Origin of the sequence: Mycolicibacterium aubagnense (genome assembly GCF_010730955.1) — a bacterium.
Classification (GTDB): domain Bacteria; phylum Actinomycetota; class Actinomycetes; order Mycobacteriales; family Mycobacteriaceae; genus Mycobacterium; species Mycobacterium aubagnense.
Genome location: NZ_AP022577.1, coordinates 4,769,477 through 4,786,487, shown reverse-complemented (window position 1 = coordinate 4,786,487; position 17,011 = coordinate 4,769,477). Strand labels below are relative to the sequence as shown.

Below are 17,011 nucleotides of genomic sequence, written 5' to 3'. Positions count from 1 at the left end.
TCACACCTGCGGGTAGGGCGCGAAGCGGTTGTCGAATCCGGCCTTGCGCTGATCAAGGGCCGCTTGCCGTTGTGCGGCAGTGACATACGTGGTCCCAGCCGGCAGGACGGTGCTGAGGTCACTGAGCGCGACGACTTGTGAACTCACCTTCGGCAGATCGGTGCCGGACGTGTCGATGTCCTGAAAGCGGATCGAAATGGTGCCCTGGTTCAGGCCGCCCGTGGACACCCAGTTCGCCACACCGGGATCGGTCGGTGACACCACGATGGTGTAACTGCCGTCCGGGTTGGCCACCGACTGCGCGATGTTGAGGCTGGTCTGCTGATCCCAGTAGTTCTTGGTGATGGTCCAGTCGTTGGTCACCGGTACGACGAAATAGCCCGCATCGCCCGGCTTGATGGTCAGCACCAGCGCCTGATCGTTGGTCAACTGAAAGTACCCCGGGCTCTGCACCTGGGTCGACAGGAACGTGGCGTTGCTCTCGGGATCGGTGAAGACATTGGGTGCCTTCGTCTTTCCCGACGAATCCTTGGTCGCCACATCCATGTACTGCGGCTCCATCTGCAGCCCGAGGGCCAATACCACCGACGCCTCCAGCCCCTTCAGGAATGTCGGCATCACCGGCAGCGGCGGGATGAGCGAGACGAGGTTGGTAAGCAACGAATTGCCGGCAACGAACGAACCCAGGCCGGGAATGGCGAAGCCACCGATCTGCGCGAACAAGCTGTCCGGAGGACCGCCGACCCGCTGGATCGAAAGACTCATCGGCGACTGAGCGTTCCAGTCCGACAACGTGTTTCGGGCCACGATCAACGTGGTGTTGGTCGGAATCTGAAGATGGTTGGTCTCGCCTTGGACGGCCGGACGGGAACTCACCGTCACCGTGAACGTGCCGTCCGGGTTGATCTGCATGTCCTTGGCATTGAGCACCGCCGCCGTGGTGCCACCGAGGCCGGTCAGCACACTGAACGTGGTCTCGGCGGGCATCTGACCGGGCGCGAATTTGCCCGTGATGACGTACGTCGACGTCGAGTTGACGCCCATCATCCGGTAAATGGTGTCGGGATTGTCATACAGGATCCGGGTGCCCGTCACGGACTGACCGAACCAATCATGGGGTGGCATAACCATTTCGAGCACCGTCGGGTTCATGGAGTCCAGCAGTTGGTACTCCATCGCGGCCTGTTGGGCGTATTCGTTCACCGCTTGCCCCAGCTGGTTCAGGTTCGCCGGGTCGGGCCCACCGACCTGGGAGTACTGCTGCTTGGCATTCAGCTGGAACGCAAACGTGAGGATCGCCTTCATGAGCTGCATCGGCAGCGTGCTCACGATGGCGTTGGCCTGCTTCTCCGCAGCCAGCTGCTGGGACGTCCCGAGCACCGTGGCGGTGCTCGGGAGCGTCGTCGGCGCGGCCGCCAATGTCGTTGTCGCGGAAGATGACGCGTTCTCCCGCCGGGTGACGCCGAGCAGTGCGGACAATGCCGCGTTCTGCAGTGGCGCCGCGGGGTTCCCGGACGCATTCGCCGCCCCGTTCGCGCCCACTGCCGCGAGCGAATGCGACACCGCCGCCGTCGCCGCCTCGATCGGCGCGCCGATCGAGGCCACCGGCACGGCCACGTGTGCCCTCGGCACCGTGCTCACGGGTGCGTCCGCCTTCGCGACCGCGGCCACCGGCTCATTCGAGGGCTTGTCAGCCGCCGGCACGGTCGGTGTGGTGGAGACCTTCGTGGTTGTGGGCTTCGTGTCGGGATCCGACGCCTTCTCGGCCGAGTCCTTCGCCGACGACGGCTTCGCCACGTCCGTCTTCCCCGACGGCCGCTTCGACGACTTCTTCCCCGAATTCACGACGCCAGAGGGCTTGTCGCCCGGGTCGGTCTTCGGGTTGTTCGCGTCGGATTTCTCCCCGCCATCCTTGGCAGCACTCTCGCCCTTGGCGTGACTGCCTGATGACGACGCACCGGCGTCGCCCGGCGCGGCGAATGCGACGCCAGGGCTGCTCGCGACGGCCACGCCAATGCCCAGGGCGACGGCCAACGCACCAACCCGGCCGACGAATCTGGCTGCGCCAGTTGGCAACTGCTCACGACCGTTCATTGACATGCGCCTCCCCTATACCCCGACTAGAACACGTTTCAGGTATAACAGGGCCGCACTCGCACGTCAGCCATTTGCGAGACAATTGATTAAAAATGTCTCGCGAGCCACGTTGATGTCGATTTTCCGCTAGTACTCGACACGGCCGCATGCCATTGTCGAAGACATGTACGACGACTTCGACCGCTGCTACCGTGCAGTCCAATCCAAGGACGCGCGGTTCGACGGGTGGTTCGTCACGGCCGTCCTCACCACCGGTATCTACTGCCGCCCCAGTTGCCCGGTCCGGCCACCGTTCGCCCGTAACGTCCGGTTCTACCCAACCGCGGCCGCTGCGCAACGAGCGGGCTTCCGGGCATGCAAGCGCTGCCGGCCCGATGCGTCGCCGGGGTCGCCCGAGTGGAACATTCGCACCGACGTGGTCGCTCGCGCGATGCGCTTGATAGCCGACGGCACGGTCGATCGCGAGGGTGTCACCGGACTGGCTGCCAGGCTCGGCTACACCACCCGGCAGCTCGAGCGCCTGCTCCAGGCGGAGGTCGGCGCGAACCCCTTGGCGCTCGCCCGGGCCCAACGGAGCCAGACCGCGCGGGTACTCATCGAGACCACGAAGCTGCCCTTTGGGGACGTCGCTTTCGCGGCAGGATTCTCCAGCATCCGCCAGTTCAACGACACCATTCGCGAAGTATGCGCACTGACGCCCACCGAGCTCCGCCAACGGGCGCAGGCACGGTTCAGCGCGAACGAAACCACCGGCACGGGAACGCTTTCCGTCCGCCTACCGGTCCGGACACCCTTCGCCTATGAAGGAGTGTTCGGGCATCTCGCGGCCGGCGCGGTGCCCGGCGTCGAAGAAGTGCGCGACGGGGCCTTCCGACGCACTCTCCGCCTGCCCAACGGCACCGGCATCGTCGGTCTGTCGCCGCGCGTCGACCATGTCCAATGCACGCTGGTCCTCGATGACTTCCGAGACCTGGCCACCGCCATCGCCCGATGCCGACGACTGCTCGACCTCGACGCCGACCCCGAGGCCGTCATCGACGTCCTCAACACCGACCGGTATCTGGCACCCATCGTCGCCAAGGCCCCCGGACAGCGCATCCCCCGCACGGTCGACGAGAACGAGTTGGCGCTGCGCGTGGTCATCGGCCAACAGGTGTCCATGAAGGCCGCGGCGACGCATACTCGTCGGCTGGCGATCGCCTACGGCACGACGATCGACGACGCTCTGGGTGGCCTCACCCATGTCTTCCCTTCCGTGTCACAGCTGGCCGAGATCGATCCCAGCCACCTCGCCTTCCCCGAGTCTCGTCGGCGCACCCTTGTCGCGTTGATCGACGCCCTCGCAGCCGGCACCGTTGAACTCGACGCGGGATCGGACTGGCTGCAGGCCCGTACCCAGTTGGCCGAACTGCCCGGGATCGGACCATGGACAGCCGAGGTGATCGCGATGCGGGGGCTCGGCGATCCCGATGCCTTTCCGGCCAGCGATCTCGGAGTCCAGATCGCAGCCAAACAAATTGGACTACCGGACAATTCACGTCAACTGATCGAACACAGTGCGCGATGGCGCCCGTGGCGCGCGTACGCCACACAGCATCTATGGACTTCCCTGGATCATGCGGTCAACCAGTGGCCGCCACTGACCACCAACGCGACGCAATCACCACAACAGGAGCAGGCATGAGCGCCACCTTGCAGACCAGGACCATGCAGAGTCCGGTCGGAACCATCACCCTCGCCGGACGCGATGGCCGCATACGGCATCTGCGCATGGACGATCAGACCTATGAACCCAGCCATGACGGGTGGGAGCCTGACGAGACGGCATTTCAGGAGGCCGTCGAGCAGCTGACGGCGTACTTCGCCGGGGAGCTTCAGGAATTCGATCTGGTACTCGACCTCGTCGGTACTGAATTCCAGCGCCGCGTGTGGGGTGCGCTGTTGACCATTCCTTATGGCGAAACGCGGTCATACGGCGAAATTGCCGTTCAAGTGGGATCACCGGGTGCATCACGGGCTGTCGGATTGGCGAATGGGCATAATCCGGTTGGGATCATCGTGCCCTGCCATCGGGTAATCGGAGCGAATGGCAGCTTGACCGGATATGGCGGCGGACTGGATCGCAAAAAACTGCTTCTGGATCTCGAGAAAAGCCGGGCAGGAACCGACGAGCCGACGCTGTTCGATTGATCGAATGGCGTCGGCCGGCGCCGTCGAACTGCGCGGCACCCGCAAATCAAAATGCCTCAGAAACACAAAATGCCTCAGCCCCCGATTTTCATCGGGGGCTGAGGGCTAATTTGTGTTCGGCGGTGTCCTACTTTTCCGCCCGTGCAGGGCAGTATCATCGGCGCTGGCAGGCTTAGCTTCCGGGTTCGGGATGGGACCGGGCGTTTCCCTGCCGCTGTTGCCGCCGTAACTCTATTTAATTACGCCTCCACCGGTTTTTTGGCACCCCCTTTTGTGGGGGTGTTATTTGGTGGTGGGGTGTGGTCTGTTCGACTTTTGTCGTGGATGTGGTTGCGGGCACGATGTGCAATGTTCTTCGTCTTGTTTTACACACAATTGGTTGTTTTTTGGTGTGTGTAAGTTTTCGGCCGGTTAGTGCCAGTTCCCTAAACCCATTGCTGGGTGTGCAGGTCTGGTCTATCGATCCCGTGGTCTGCGGGGGGCCTTATCCCTCTAAAAGGGTGAGAAACCTGGTCTTGGAAGAGGTTTCCCGCTTAGATGCTTTCAGCGGTTATCCTGTCCGAACGTAGCTATCCAGCCGTGCCCTGGTGGGACAACTGGTAGACCAGAGGTTCGTCCGTCCCGGTCCTCTCGTACTAGGGACAGGTTTCCTCAAGTTTCTGACGCGCGCGGCGGATAGAGACCGAACTGTCTCACGACGTTCTAAACCCAGCTCGCGTGCCGCTTTAATGGGCGAACAGCCCAACCCTTGGGACCTGCTCCAGCCCCAGGATGCGACGAGCCGACATCGAGGTGCCAAACCATCCCGTCGATATGGACTCTTGGGGAAGATCAGCCTGTTATCCCCGGGGTACCTTTTATCCGTTGAGCGACACCCTTCCACTCGGGGGTGCCGGATCACTAGTCCCGACTTTCGTCCCTGCTCGACTTGTAGGTCTCGCAGTCAAGCTCCCTTGTGCACTTACACTCAACACCTGATTGCCGTCCAGGTTGAGGGAACCTTTGGGCGCCTCCGTTACATTTTAGGAGGCAACCGCCCCAGTTAAACTACCCACCAGGCACTGTCCCTGGACCAGATATATGGTCCGAGGTTAGAAGCCCAATACGATCAGAGTGGTATTTCAACAACGACTCCACACACACTGGCGTGTGCGCTTCACAGTCTCCCACCTATCCTACACAAACCGTACCGAACTCCAATACCAAGTTGTAGTGAAGGTCCCGGGGTCTTTTCGTCCTGCCGCGCGTAACGAGCATCTTTACTCGTAGTGCAATTTCGCCGAGTCTATGGTTGAGACAGTTGAGAAGTCGTTACGCCATTCGTGCAGGTCGGAACTTACCCGACAAGGAATTTCGCTACCTTAGGATGGTTATAGTTACCACCGCCGTTTACTGGGGCTTAAATTCTCCGCTTCACCCCCGAAGGAGTTAACAGGTCCTCTTAACCTTCCAGCACCGGGCAGGCGTCAGTCCGTATACATCGTCTTGCGACTTCGCACGGACCTGTGTCTTTTAGTAAACAGTCGCTTCTCACTGGTTTGTGCCACCCACTCATGCTTGGGCCGCGAGGGCTTACACACCATGTGGGTCCCCCTTCTCCCGAAGTTACGGGGGCATTTTGCCGAGTTCCTTAACCATAGTTAACTCGTACGCCTTAGTATTCTCTACCTGACCACCTGTGTTGGTTTGGGGTACGGGCCATGTGTGCACTCGCTAGAGGCTTTTCTTGGCAGCATAGGATCACCGAATTCGCCTCACTCGGCTATGCATCACCTCTCAGGATATATGTCAGACGGATTTGCCTATCTGACTCCCTACAGGCTTACCCCGGTATTACCACTGACCGGTACGGCTACCTTCCTGCGTCACCCCATCGCTTGACTACTACCCACCAGGGTCCCACGCAGCCGGCAACACGTGATCCCCGAAAGGATCATCACGTGCCATTTGGATGGTTAGCACAATGGATTCATCACGGACGCACACACACGGGTACGGGAATATCAACCCGTTGTCCATCGACTACGCCTGTCGGCCTCGCCTTAGGTCCCGACTCACCCTGGGCGGACTGGCCTGCCCCAGGAACCCTTGGTCTTTCGGCGGGCAAGGTTCTCACTTGCCTATTCGCTACTCATGCCTGCATTCTCACTCCCACACCCTCCACAACTCGATCACTCGGCTGCTTCACCGGATGCAGGACGCTCCCCTACCCATCCTTGCGGATGCCGCGACTTCGGCGGTGTGCTTGAGCCCCGCTACATTATCGGCGCACAATCACTTGACCAGTGAGCTATTACGCACTCTTTCAAGGGTGGCTGCTTCTAAGCCAACCTCCTGGTTGTCTTCGCGACTGCACATCCTTTTCCACTTAGCACGCTTAGGGGCCTTAGTCGGCGATCTGGGCTGTTTCCTCTCGACGCACGGAGCTTATCCCCCGCCGTCTCACTGCCACGCTTTTGTCTTACCGGCATTCGGAGTTTGGCTGACGTCAGTAACCTGGTGAGGCCCATCGGCCATCCAGTAGCTCTACCTCCGGCAAGAAACACGCAACGCTGCACCTAAATGCATTTCGGGAGAACCAGCTATCACGGAGTTTGATTGGCCTTTCACCCTACCCACAGCTCATCCCTCAGTCTTCAACCTAAGTGGGTTCGGGCCTCCACGCGGTCTTACCCGCGCTTCACCCTGGCCATGGGTAGATCACTCCGCTTCGGGTCCAGAACATGCCACTACACCCATAATGGGATACGCCCTATTCAGACTCGCTTTCGCTACGGCTACCCCCCACGGGTTAACCTCGCGACATGTCCCTGACTCGCAGGCTCATTCTTCAAAAGGCACGCCATCACCCCACGTAAACGAGGGCTCTGACGGATTGTAGGCACACGGTTTCAGGTACTATTTCACTCCCCTCCCGGGGTACTTTTCACCATTCCCTCACGGTACTAATCCGCTATCGGTCATCAGAAGGTATTTAGGCTTACCGAGTGGTCTCGGCAGATTCACAGCAGATTTCACGGGCCCGCTGCTACTCGGGAACACCATCAAGGCAGACATCGGGTTTTCACGTACGGGACTCTCACCCTCTACGGCAGGCCATCCCAAGCCACTTCCGTTAACCACGACATTTTCTTACTGCCCTCCAGCCGGATAGAACTGGAAAGATAGGTCCCACAACCCCACACACAACCCCTACCCGGTATCACATGCATACGGTTTAGCCTCATCCGCTTTCGCTCGCCACTACTCACGGAATCACAATTGTTTTCTCTTCCTACGGGTACTGAGATGTTTCACTTCCCCGCGTTACCTCCCACACCCTATATATTCAGGCGTGGGTAACACGACATCACTCGTGCTGGGTTTCCCCATTCGGACATCCTCGGATCAACGCTCGGTTGGCAGCTCCCCGAGGCTTATCGCAGCCTCCTACGTCCTTCATCGGCCTCTGATGCCAAGGCATCCACCATGCGCCCTTAAACACTTACGACACAAAAAAAACCAATTGAAAACAAGAATCAAAATTGCACATCAACACACAACAGAACAAGAAACCAACGACCCGAAAGCCGCCGGCAACCATTCGCTGCGCATTAGATGCTCGCAACCACTATCCACAAGTCAAACACCACACCCCACCACCAAAACCGGTGAGGCAACAACAACCCCCCACCATCCCCAACGGGACGATGTCTCCCACCCACAAAGAGAGGAAGCGAACGGGCCTGTTGTCTCAGGACCCAACAGTGTGTTCGGCAATCTTCACGCCCCAAGGCTTTCCACCGGGACGAACGTTTGTTGTATGCACCCACCGAACAACCCACTACAGGCGCCGGCCATCTCCCAACCATGAACCCCGACACTATTGCCGGCACGGGGGAATCGATAAATGGTGCTCCTTAGAAGGAGGTGATCCAGCCGCACCTTCCGGTACGGCTACCTTGTTACGACTTCGTCCCAATCGCCGATCCCACCTTCGACGGCTCCTCCACAAGGGTTAGGCCACCGGCTTCGGGTGTTACCGACTTTCATGACGTGACGGGCGGTGTGTACAAGGCCCGGGAACGTATTCACCGCAGCGTTGCTGATCTGCGATTACTAGCGACTCCGACTTCACGGGGTCGAGTTGCAGACCCCGATCCGAACTGAGACCGGCTTTGAAAGGATTCGCTCCACCTCACGGCATCGCAGCCCTTTGTACCGGCCATTGTAGCATGTGTGAAGCCCTGGACATAAGGGGCATGATGACTTGACGTCATCCCCACCTTCCTCCGAGTTGACCCCGGCAGTCTCCTACGAGTCCCCGGCATAACCCGCTGGCAACATAGGACAAGGGTTGCGCTCGTTGCGGGACTTAACCCAACATCTCACGACACGAGCTGACGACAGCCATGCACCACCTGCACACAGGCCACAAGGGAACTGATATCTCTACCAGCGTCCTGTGCATGTCAAACCCAGGTAAGGTTCTTCGCGTTGCATCGAATTAATCCACATGCTCCGCCGCTTGTGCGGGCCCCCGTCAATTCCTTTGAGTTTTAGCCTTGCGGCCGTACTCCCCAGGCGGGGTACTTAATGCGTTAGCTACGGCACGGATCCCAAGGAAGGAACCCACACCTAGTACCCACCGTTTACGGCGTGGACTACCAGGGTATCTAATCCTGTTCGCTCCCCACGCTTTCGCTCCTCAGCGTCAGTTACTGCCCAGAGACCCGCCTTCGCCACCGGTGTTCCTCCTGATATCTGCGCATTCCACCGCTACACCAGGAATTCCAGTCTCCCCTGCAGTACTCTAGTCTGCCCGTATCGCCCGCACGCCCACAATTGAGTTGTGAGTTTTCACGAACAACGCGACAAACCACCTACGAGCTCTTTACGCCCAGTAATTCCGGACAACGCTCGCACCCTACGTATTACCGCGGCTGCTGGCACGTAGTTGGCCGGTGCTTCTTCTCCAGGTACCGTCACTTGCGCTTCGTCCCTGGTGAAAGAGGTTTACAACCCGAAGGCCGTCATCCCTCACGCGGCGTCGCTGCATCAGGCTTGCGCCCATTGTGCAATATTCCCCACTGCTGCCTCCCGTAGGAGTCTGGGCCGTATCTCAGTCCCAGTGTGGCCGGTCACCCTCTCAGGCCGGCTACCCGTCGTCGCCTTGGTAGGCCATTACCCCACCAACAAGCTGATAGGCCGCGGGCCCATCCCACACCGCAAAAGCTTTCCACCACACCCCATGAAGAGCGTAGTCCTATTCGGTATTAGACCCAGTTTCCCAGGCTTATCCCAAAGTGCAGGGCAGATCACCCACGTGTTACTCACCCGTTCGCCACTCGAGTACCCCGAAGGGCCTTTCCGTTCGACTTGCATGTGTTAAGCACGCCGCCAGCGTTCGTCCTGAGCCAGGATCAAACTCTCCAAACAAAAACAACCCAACCCCAAAAGGCCAGGTGGAATCCGAATCAGAAAAATCCGATCACAAACAAAAGACACCAAAAACTGGCATCAAAAAAACAACAACCACACCCCACAAACGGGAAAACACGGAGTGCAGTCAAAAAACAACAAACAAAAACCACCAAACACACTATTGAGTTCTCAAACAACACGCCGTTTTCGGGCAACCCCACCAACCTACTACCTTTTGGTCGGGCTGTCAAGCTCTTGCTCTGGGCTTTGTTGGCCCCGCTCGCTGCTGACTTGGAATACATTAGCGGGCCGATCTTGATTTTACAAAACGGCTGCATATGGGCGGTTTTTCGCCCAAAACGCGTCGCACAGCCGTCCGTCGGAACGGCTCAGCGCGACACGCCGGCCGCCGTCAACTGACCCGTTCGATCTCCGCGCCCAGACTTACGAGGTTCTCCACGAACAACGGGTACCCGCGATCGATGTGGAAAACGTCGTGAACCTCGGTATCGCCGTCGGCGACCAATCCCGCCAACACCAAACCGGCGCCGGCACGAATATCCGAGGCCCACACCGGCGCACTCGACAACTGCGGAATTCCGCGGACCACCGCGTGATGTCCGTCGGTCCGGGCGTCTGCGCCCAGGCGGATCATCTCCTCGACGAACCGGAACCGCGCCTCGAACACGTTCTCGGTGATCATCGACGTGCCCTCGGCGATGCACGCCAACCCAATGGCCATCGGCTGCAGGTCGGTCGGGAATCCCGGGTACGGCAGCGTCGCGACGTTGACCGCCTTCGGCCGTTCGTACTGCACAACCCGGAAACCGTTGTCGTGCTGGGTCACGGTCGCGCCGGCATCGTGGAGTTTGTGCAGCACCAGCTGCAGGTGTTGCGGGTCCACGCCCGTCACGGCGACGTCGCCCCGCGTCATCGCCGCGGCAATCCCCCAGGTCGCAGCCACAATCCGGTCGCCGATCACCCGGTGCTCCGTCGGATGCAGCTTGTCCACCCCGGTGATGGTCAGGGTCGAGGTCCCTCCCCCACTGACCTTGGCACCCATCTGATTCAGCATGTCGCAGATATCGACGATGTCCGGCTCGCGCGCCGCGTTGTGGATGACGGTCACGCCCTCGGCAAGCACCGCGGCCATCAGGATGTTCTCTGTCGCCCCCACTGACGGAAACTCGAGCTGAATCTCCGCCCCACGCAGGTGGTCAGCCTCGGCAACCACGCAGCCGTGCTCGATGTTGCATCTGGCGCCGAGCTGGCGCAGACCGGATTGATGCATGTCCAGCGGTCGCGATCCGATCGCGTCGCCGCCGGGTAGTGCGACTTTCGCCTTCTTGCAGCGCCCTACCAGCGGGCCGAGCACACACACCGAAGCGCGGAACTGCCGGACCGCGGCGAAATCCGCGTCGTATTTGGGCTCATCGGGTGAGGTGATGCGGGCGACGTCGCCGTCGAGTTCGACGGTCGCCCCGAGACCACGCAGCACCTCGGCCATCAACGGCACATCCAGGATGTCCGGACAGTTGGTGATCGTGGTGGTGCCTTCGGCCAACAATGCTGCGGCCATCAACTTCAGCACGCTGTTCTTAGCGCCCCCCACGGCAACTTCGCCGGACAACCGGCTACCCCCGGCCACCACGAAACGCTCGCTCACGCGGCTAAGTGTAGACAGCGGCGTAGGCCGGTGTCAGGCCACAAGAAGTCTCCGCGAGTACGGTTTGACCATGGCAGTGCACCTGACCCGCATCTACACCCGGACCGGCGACGACGGGTCGACCGGACTCAGCGATTTCAGCCGGGTGTCGAAGAACGATTCGCGCCTGGCCGCATACGCCGACTGTGACGAAGCCAACGCCGCGATCGGCGTCGCCGTCTCGTCGGGCGCGCCTGATGAACGAATTCGCTTGGTACTCATGCAAATTCAGAACGATCTCTTCGATGCGGGCGCTGACCTGTCGACTCCGGTGGTCGAAAATCCGGAATACCCGCCGCTGCGCATCACCCAGCCGTACATCGATCGGCTCGAAGCCTGGTGCGACGAGTTCAACGAGCCGCTGCCGAAGCTCACGTCGTTCATCCTGCCCGGCGGCACTCCCCTGTCGGCGTACCTGCACGTCGCCCGAACCGTCGTCCGCCGGGCGGAACGGGCGGCCTGGCAGGCAATCGACGAACACGGCGACGGCGTCAGCGTCCTGCCGGCCAAATATCTGAATCGACTGTCGGATCTGCTGTTCATCCTGTCGCGGGTCGCGAACCCGGATGGTGACGTGCTGTGGCAGCCCGCCGCGGGACGCGGCAATGGGGAAACAGCGGCGGGATCGTAATTCAGCCCACGCAGCGGCGGGATTCGAGAACTCAGACCGCGCGTCGACGGGACCGCGGCGACGGCCGGGCCTCGAGCCACGACGTGAAAGCCGTCAAAGCTCCACGGTCCAAGGCGATTTCGTAACCGCTGCGCCGTTCGGGACTGTTGTCACGCAGCTCAAGAATGACCGTCTGATCGGTCATGATGTCGAATTCGTCGCCCCGCGGGGCGCGGCGCCCGACGACTTCCAGGCCACGACGGGACAGTGTCCGGTCGGGCCACCAGCGCAGGCTCGACAAACGGTAAAAGCCGGCCTCACCACCGCGGTAGCGCATGACTCCATGCCGCCACCCGTGGCCGCCGGCAGCTGGGTAGTCGCGCAGGATGGCGGCGGTGCCGCCAACCTGACGCAACTTCCACAAGCGGTAACTCAGCGCGGCAACAGCCAGCACCAACACGCCGACAAGCGCGACCATCATCAACATGGACGCGCTCATCGGGGTATCAGTCGAGCTGGCCTACGGCGCGCAGACGCGCCCGGCCCCACGCAGCGGTCGCCTCGTCGTCCGACGCGGCATCGGCCTTGGCCGCATGCGCATCGATCTCCGACTCCAGCGCCGCATCTTCCACCAGAATCCGCACGGTCTCCTCGGTCACCGAGAGGAACCCACCGGACACGGCGATCCGCAGATCATCCTCGCCCTCGCGCTCGACCCGGACCATCGCGTCCTCGACCAGCTGGCCGACCAACGGGATGTGCCGGGGCAGGATGCCGATCTCGCCGGCGGTGGTGCGAGTGAAGACGAATGTGGCCTTACCTGTCCACAGCGCGCGCTCGACGGCGACGATCTCGACGTCCATTTCGGCCATGTCACACCACCTTTCGACTGTGTTGTTTGCTCTTCGCGCAAGCGCTCATCGCATGGGTAACCAACGAAATCACAGCTTGGCGCCGAGGCTTTCGGCCTTCTTCGCCAGGTCGTCGAGACCACCGATGAGGAAGAACGCCTGCTCCGGCAGGTGGTCGAAGTCGCCCTTGGCGAGACGGTCGAACGCCTCGATGGTCTCCTTCAGCGGCACCGTCGAACCCGGCTGGCCGGTGAACTGCTCGGCGGCCATCATGTTCTGGCTCAGGAAGCGCTCGATCTTGCGGGCGCGGTACACGAGCACCTTGTCCTCTTCCGACAGTTCGTCGATACCGAGGATGGCGATGATGTCCTGAAGGTCCTTGTAGCGCTGCAGGATTCGGATAACTTCCTGAGCAACCCGGTAGTGCTCGTCGCCGACGATGCTGGGGTGCAGGATCGTCGAGGACGACGCCAGCGGGTCCACGGCCGGGAAGATGCCCTTCGAGAACACCGCACGAGAAAGCTCGGTGGTGGCGTCCAGGTGGGCGAACGTGGTGGCCGGGGCCGGGTCGGTGTAGTCGTCGGCAGGCACGTAGACGGCCTGCATCGAGGTGATGGAACGACCACGGGTCGAGGTAATGCGCTCCTGGAGCTCACCCATCTCGTCGGCCAGCGTCGGCTGGTAACCCACGGCCGAAGGCATACGACCGAGCAGGGTCGAAACCTCGGAACCGGCCTGGGTGAACCGGAAGATGTTGTCGATGAAGAGCAGCACGTCCTGGTTCTGCTCGTCGCGGAAGTACTCGGCCATGGTCAGGGCCGACAGGGCGACGCGCATACGGGTGCCTGGCGGCTCGTCCATCTGGCCGAACACCAGGGCGGTGTCCTTGAGGACGTTCGCGTCCGCGAGCTCGACCCACAGGTCGTTGCCCTCACGGGTGCGCTCACCGACGCCGGCGAACACCGAGGTACCACCGAAGTTGCGGGCGATACGGTTGATCATCTCCTGGATCAGAACCGTCTTACCCACACCGGCACCACCGAACAGGGCGATCTTGCCACCGCGCACGTACGGGGTCAGCAGGTCGACGACCTTCAGACCGGTCTCCAGCATCTCGGTGCGGGGCTCCAGGTCGGCGAAGGCCGGCGGCTTGCGGTGGATGGACCAGTGCTCGAACTCCTTGCCGTAACCCGGCTCGTCGAGGCAGTCACCCAGGGCGTTGAACACGTGGCCCTTGACGCCGTCACCGACGGGCACCGAGATGGACGCGCCGGTGTCGCGAACGTCGGTGCCACGCACCAGGCCGTCGGTCGGCTGCATGGAGATGCAGCGAACCAGGTGGTCACCGAGGTGCTGGGCAACCTCGAGGGTCAGGGTCTTGGCCAGCGCACCGAAGGTGATGTCGGCGTGCAGGGCGTTGAACAGCTCGGGCACCGAGCCACGCGGGAACTCGATGTCCACCACCGGGCCGGTGATGCGAACCACACGACCCGTGGTCTTGGTCTCTACGGCAGAAGTCATATCTCTCTTCGCTTCCTACGGGGCCTATTTCGCGTCGGCAAGCGCGTTGGCGCCACCGACGATTTCGCTGATTTCCTGGGTGATCTGGGCCTGGCGCTCGCGGTTGGCGGCGAGGGTCAGGGCCTTGATCAGGTCGTCGGCGTTGTCCGTTGCCGACTTCATGGCGCGTCGACGCGAAGCCGACTCCGAGGCCGCGGCCTCAAGCAGTGCCGCGTAGACACGGGTCGCTATATAGCGAGGGAGCAATGCGTCGAACAAAACGTCCGCACTCGGCTCGAACGAGTACAGGGTGTGGACGTCGGTCGGCTCCCCCGTGTACTCGACGGCCAGCGGTGCGATCCGCACGGCCTCGGCGGTCTGCGACAGCATCGACTTGAACTCGGTCGAGACGATGTGCAGTTCGTCGACACCCAGAATGCCGTCGGTTCCCGGTCCGTCACCTTCGTCGTCGGCGCCGGCCATGAACGCAGACACCAGCGTGTCAGCGATCTCCTTGGCGTGGACGTACTCCGGACGCTCAGAGAACCCGGTCCAGGACTCGACGACCGTACGCCCGCGGAAGCTGTAGTAGCCCAACGCCTTTCGGCCGACTACATACAGCACCGGCTCCTTGCCCTCTTCACGCAACAGCGAGAACAGTTCCTCGGCCCGGCGCAGCACGTTGGCGTTGTAGCCGCCGCACAGGCCGCGGTCCGACGACACCACCAGCACCCCGGCACGGCGGGGATTCTCCCGCTCGACGAGCAGCGGGTGATCCAGCGCGCTGGCTCCCGCAAGCTCGGTGAGCATGTTGGTGATCTCGGTGGCGTAGGGCCGGGCTGCATCAACCCGGGCCTGTGCCTTGGCGATCCGCGACGTGGCGATCAGCTCCTGCGCCTTCGTGATCTTCTTGATCGACGAGGCGGATTTGATCCGTCCGCGTAGCTCGCGCAGTGTGGCTGCCATTGGTTACCTAGGCCTTCTTCGGTGCCGGCTTGTGGACCTTCACCGACTCCTGGCCGAGCTCAGCGGGATCCAGTGCCTCGGCAGCGGCTTCCTTGACGACGACCGAGCTACCGTCGGTGGCGGCGAAGCCCTTCTTGAACTCATTGATGACCGAGACCAGCTTCTCCTCGTTCTCCTCGGAGAGCTTCTTGGTCGTCTTGATGCCTTCGAGGATCTCGGCGTGGCTGGCCTTCACGTGCTCCAGCAGTTCCGCAGAGAAACGGGAAACGTCCTCGGCCGGAACCGAATCCAGGTGGCCCTGGGTACCCAGGAAGATCTCGATGACCTGGTCTTCGACCGCCAGCGGGCTGTACTGCGGCTGCTTGAGCAGCTCGACCAGGCGAACACCGCGGTCCAGCTGAGCCTTCGACGCGGCATCCAGGTCCGAGGCGAAGGCCGCGAAGGCCTCCAGCTCGCGGTACTGCGACAGGTCCAGACGCAGCGAGCCGGCAACTTCTTTCATCGCCTTGATCTGGGCGGCGCCACCGACGCGGGACACCGACACACCGACGTTCACGGCCGGGCGCACACCCTGGTTGAACAGGTCGGACTCCAGGAAGCACTGGCCGTCGGTGATCGAGATGACGTTGGTCGGGATGAACGCCGAGATGTCGTTGGCCTTGGTCTCGATGACCGGCAGACCCGTCATCGAACCACCACCGAGCTCGTCGGACAGCTTCGCGCAACGCTCCAGCAGACGCGAGTGCAGGTAGAAGACGTCACCCGGGAAGGCCTCGCGGCCCGGCGGGCGACGCAGCAGCAGCGAGATGGCGCGGTAGGCGTCGGCCTGCTTGGACAGGTCGTCGAACACGATCAGGACGTGCTTGCCGTTGTACATCCAGTGCTGGCCGATGGCCGAGCCGGTGTACGGCGCGAGCCACTTGAAGCCGGCGGGGTCAGAGGCGGGAGCCGCGACGATGGTCGTGTACTCCATGGCGCCACCCTCTTCCAGCGCGCGCTTCACGCTGGCGATGGTGGTGCCCTTCTGGCCGATCGCGACGTAGACGCAGCGCACCTGCTGCTTCGGGTCGCCGGTCTCCCAGGCTTCGCGCTGGTTCAGGATGGTGTCGACGCAGACGGCGGTCTTACCGGTCTTGCGGTCACCGATGATGAGCTGGCGCTGGCCGCGGCCGATCGGGGTCATGGCGTCGATGGCCTTGATACCGGTCTGCAGCGGCTCGCTGACGCTCTGGCGCTGAACGACCGACGGGGCCTGGAGCTCGAGGGCGCGACGGGTCTCGGCCTTGATCTCGCCCTGACCGTCGATGGGCTCACCGAGCGGGTTGATGACGCGGCCCAGGAACTCGTCGCCGACCGGCACCGAGAGCACCTCGCCGGTGCGCTTGACCTGCTGGCCCTCTTCGATCTTCGCGAAATCACCCAAGATGACCGCACCGACGCTGTGCTCGTCGAGGTTCAGGGCCACGCCCAGAACACCGCCGGGGAACTCGAGGAGTTCCTGGGTCATAACCGAGGGCAGACCCTCGACGTGTGCGATGCCGTCACCGGCGTCGACGACGGTGCCGATCTCCTCGCGATCGTTCGAGGCCGAGAACGTGGTTACGTAGTTCTCGATGGCACCTTCGATATCAGCAGCCGAGATTGTCAACTCTGCCATGGTTTTTGGTCTTCCTACCTAGTCTTGGGTGT

General features: G+C 61.8%; 11 protein-coding genes and 3 rRNA genes. 4 read left to right on the top strand and 10 right to left on the bottom strand.

All coding sequences use genetic code 11. The annotated features are described in order from the left end of the window. Positions 1–1,329 carry a DUF1214 domain-containing protein gene (locus tag G6N59_RS31215; RefSeq protein WP_235678693.1) on the bottom strand — a complete coding sequence of 443 codons (1,329 nt, stop codon included), beginning with the start codon at positions 1,327–1,329 and terminating at the stop codon, positions 1–3. Between G6N59_RS31215 and G6N59_RS31210 the strand changes: the two genes are divergently transcribed. The 3 genes from G6N59_RS31210 to G6N59_RS22955 all read left to right on the top strand — a co-directional run bounded on the left by G6N59_RS31210 (position 1,304) and on the right by G6N59_RS22955 (position 4,287). Then, entirely contained in the window at positions 1,304–1,939 is a 636-nt protein-coding gene (locus G6N59_RS31210; RefSeq protein ID WP_235678692.1) for a hypothetical protein, read from the top strand. The genes G6N59_RS31215 and G6N59_RS31210 overlap by 26 nt on opposite strands. 321 nt (positions 1,940–2,260) lie before the next feature. Then, a complete protein-coding gene (locus G6N59_RS22960) occupies positions 2,261–3,781 on the top strand; it encodes a DNA-3-methyladenine glycosylase 2 family protein (protein ID WP_138229145.1) in 1,521 nt (506 codons plus the stop codon). Continuing rightward, a complete protein-coding gene (locus G6N59_RS22955; protein ID WP_138229144.1) occupies positions 3,778–4,287 on the top strand; it encodes a methylated-DNA--[protein]-cysteine S-methyltransferase in 510 nt (169 codons plus the stop codon). Before G6N59_RS22960 ends, G6N59_RS22955 begins: the two co-directional genes overlap by 4 nt. Positions 4,288–4,401: 114 nt before the next feature. On the opposite strand, the gene rrf is transcribed toward G6N59_RS22955, so the two are convergent. From rrf to murA, 4 genes are all read right to left on the bottom strand, one after another. Then, positions 4,402–4,515 (bottom strand): 5S ribosomal RNA (rrf, locus tag G6N59_RS22950). Between the two features lie 163 nt (positions 4,516–4,678). Further along, positions 4,679–7,777: ribosomal RNA gene (locus tag G6N59_RS22945) — 23S ribosomal RNA — on the bottom strand. A 412-nt stretch (positions 7,778–8,189) separates the two neighbouring features. Beyond that, positions 8,190–9,705 (bottom strand): 16S ribosomal RNA (locus G6N59_RS22940). Together the 16S, 23S and 5S rRNA genes form the textbook arrangement of a ribosomal RNA operon. Before the next feature lie 397 nt (positions 9,706–10,102). Beyond that, positions 10,103–11,356, bottom strand: a complete 1,254-nt coding sequence (gene murA, locus G6N59_RS22935; protein ID WP_138229128.1) for a UDP-N-acetylglucosamine 1-carboxyvinyltransferase — start codon at positions 11,354–11,356, stop codon at positions 10,103–10,105. Positions 11,357–11,426: 70 nt separating this feature from the next. On the opposite strand from murA, the gene G6N59_RS22930 reads away from it, so the two are divergent. After that, the gene (locus G6N59_RS22930) at positions 11,427–12,026 is read left to right on the top strand and encodes a cob(I)yrinic acid a,c-diamide adenosyltransferase (protein WP_138229127.1); all 600 of its coding nucleotides are present in this window, start codon (positions 11,427–11,429) and stop codon (positions 12,024–12,026) included. A 31-nt stretch (positions 12,027–12,057) separates the two neighbouring features. Here the strand turns inward: G6N59_RS22930 and G6N59_RS22925 are convergent, their stop codons facing one another. The 5 genes from G6N59_RS22925 to atpA all read right to left on the bottom strand — a co-directional run bounded on the left by G6N59_RS22925 (position 12,058) and on the right by atpA (position 16,979). Further along, positions 12,058–12,504 carry a DUF2550 domain-containing protein gene (locus tag G6N59_RS22925; RefSeq protein ID WP_163911606.1) on the bottom strand — a complete coding sequence of 149 codons (447 nt, stop codon included), beginning with the start codon at positions 12,502–12,504 and terminating at the stop codon, positions 12,058–12,060. A 7-nt stretch (positions 12,505–12,511) separates the two neighbouring features. Next, positions 12,512–12,877 (bottom strand): F0F1 ATP synthase subunit epsilon, encoded by a 366-nt coding sequence (locus tag G6N59_RS22920; protein ID WP_043397041.1) that lies wholly within the window; start codon positions 12,875–12,877, stop codon positions 12,512–12,514. Positions 12,878–12,946: 69 nt separating this feature from the next. Continuing rightward, positions 12,947–14,377: a F0F1 ATP synthase subunit beta gene (atpD, locus tag G6N59_RS22915; protein WP_138229126.1), complete on the bottom strand. Its 1,431-nt coding sequence runs from the start codon at positions 14,375–14,377 to the stop codon at positions 12,947–12,949. Positions 14,378–14,401: 24 nt separating this feature from the next. Beyond that, a complete protein-coding gene (locus G6N59_RS22910) occupies positions 14,402–15,322 on the bottom strand; it encodes a F0F1 ATP synthase subunit gamma (protein ID WP_138229125.1) in 921 nt (306 codons plus the stop codon). A 7-nt stretch (positions 15,323–15,329) separates the two neighbouring features. Next, a complete protein-coding gene (gene atpA, locus G6N59_RS22905; protein ID WP_138229124.1) occupies positions 15,330–16,979 on the bottom strand; it encodes a F0F1 ATP synthase subunit alpha in 1,650 nt (549 codons plus the stop codon). Positions 16,980–17,011: the final 32 nt, after the last annotated feature.

Excerpts from the sequence above, each read along its gene's own strand:
- atpD (WP_138229126.1), bottom strand. The coding sequence starts at position 14,377 with ATGACTTCTGCCGTAGAGACCAAGACCACGGGTCGTGTGGTTCGCATC.
- G6N59_RS22930 (WP_138229127.1), top strand. The coding sequence starts at position 11,427 with ATGGCAGTGCACCTGACCCGCATCTACACCCGGACCGGCGACGACGGG.
- G6N59_RS22920 (WP_043397041.1), bottom strand. The coding sequence starts at position 12,877 with ATGGCCGAAATGGACGTCGAGATCGTCGCCGTCGAGCGCGCGCTGTGG.
- G6N59_RS22960 (WP_138229145.1), top strand. The coding sequence starts at position 2,261 with ATGTACGACGACTTCGACCGCTGCTACCGTGCAGTCCAATCCAAGGAC.
- G6N59_RS22955 (WP_138229144.1), top strand. The coding sequence starts at position 3,778 with ATGAGCGCCACCTTGCAGACCAGGACCATGCAGAGTCCGGTCGGAACC.
- G6N59_RS31210 (WP_235678692.1), top strand. The coding sequence starts at position 1,304 with ATGAGCTGCATCGGCAGCGTGCTCACGATGGCGTTGGCCTGCTTCTCC.
- G6N59_RS22925 (WP_163911606.1), bottom strand. The coding sequence starts at position 12,504 with ATGAGCGCGTCCATGTTGATGATGGTCGCGCTTGTCGGCGTGTTGGTG.
- G6N59_RS22910 (WP_138229125.1), bottom strand. The coding sequence starts at position 15,322 with ATGGCAGCCACACTGCGCGAGCTACGCGGACGGATCAAATCCGCCTCG.
- atpA (WP_138229124.1), bottom strand. The coding sequence starts at position 16,979 with ATGGCAGAGTTGACAATCTCGGCTGCTGATATCGAAGGTGCCATCGAG.